Below are 1,562 nucleotides of genomic sequence, written 5' to 3'. Positions count from 1 at the left end.
ATAGCTGATAGCTGATAGCTGATAGCTGATAGCTGATAGCTGATAGCTGATAGCTTAAAAGTTATATAGTCAACCTTAAAAACCCTTATGGCTGATTCCCAGCAATCCTCAATCCAATTCTTAACTCCGGAAGAATCCGCTGATGTAGACCAAGCATTGCTCTCTTCCCCAGAGAAATTTTTAACTCGTTTAACGATTTCCTCCCTCAGACTGTTGAAGCATATTTCACAAGATACTGGGGTGCCCATGGAAGAGTTGACCCATCAGCAGATCATCGATTGGTTTGAGAAGGATAGTAAGATTCGGCGAGAACAAGGGGTAGAAGCAGCATTTTTGAAATGGTAAGCCGATAAACAGCTAATATTCTCCCCTTGAATAATAGTTGGTAAGTGATAGTTGGTAATTGGTAATTGATAATTGGTAATTGGTAGTTGACGATTATCCACCAACGATTACTCATTACCAACTATCCAGGGATTATTTTGGAAGTGATTAACTGGACTTGATATTATCGGTTGTTTGTTGACAGTTTACTCCATAGTACTGTTAACAAACAATCCCCAACAAAACCTGATAAAAAATCAGTAATTTAGAGCTTATTTATAAAATAAATATTAAATCCTTTGGGTGCGTTAATAATTTTTAACGCACCTATTTAATATACTGCTTCAGCGGCTAATTTTAGTTTTGTCACTAGTAAAAACTTACCAATGGTTTAGCTATCAAGGGCCCTACAGGGATTTAATCCTTACTTTATAAATGACGGTTTAGAGGATTTTGGGTAAAATTAGTGATCAAGATCACATATATGCATTGTCGTAAATCACAGTCTTTCGTGATCTAAACCGATGAAATGGATATAAGTTACCGCTAGCATTCTTAGGTCAGCTGTTAATACTCAAGGAAACGGTGCATCATGAATACTCAAAAAATTCGCTTCGCAGCCATCACGATTTTAGATATTGCTCTATTGTTCACAGCCCCCATCATCATCGAATTATTCTCAAAAATTCCTTAAGTCTAAGAAAGTATGTCTTAGGGATGATGAACGATGAATTGACACATAATATAGCGTTTACAAATGAGATGTAAACCTCAAAGGTCTTTTTTGATTGTTGAATAAAACTCTGGATCTCTTTCTGCTCTTGCCTTTTGCCTATTGTAGGCAAGCCAATTTCTGCCATATCTTTGTTTACAACCTATATAAAAACGCTATAGGCACATAGTTTTGTATTAATCGTTTTTCCAGTACAAGCCCCTAACTCCTAGGATCGGGCTATTCATTATTAATCATTCATCGTTCTTTCTTACTTCACTGATCACTGTCGGGATTAGTGGCATTTCTAGTTCAGTTAATTTTAGATATAAAATAAATTTAAAAATAAATGATCACTTTATTATATGTAATCAATAAAGTAATCAATAAATTTCAAAATCTGATCTTGACCGGAATAATAGTGAGTGTGGGGTTGTGGGCAATACCAGTATCAGCACAGGTAGAGGATGAGCAAGTCAACGCTCTTGTAGAAGCACTGCGGCTTTCGGCACCACCCAATCGCCCG

General features: G+C 36.5%; 1 protein-coding gene. It reads left to right on the top strand.

What is annotated here, in order from left to right:
• Positions 1 to 87: 87 nt before the first annotated feature.
• Positions 88 to 345: an NDH complex assembly factor CRR9 gene (locus tag AC4II3_RS31125; RefSeq protein WP_044494119.1), complete on the top strand. Its 258-nt coding sequence runs from the start codon at positions 88 to 90 to the stop codon at positions 343 to 345.
• Positions 346 to 1,562 lie beyond the last annotated feature (1,217 nt).

Source organism: Moorena sp., assembly GCF_982860115.1.
Note: the sequence above shows the minus strand (reverse complement) of the source record. Positions and strands in the feature narration are given on the sequence as shown.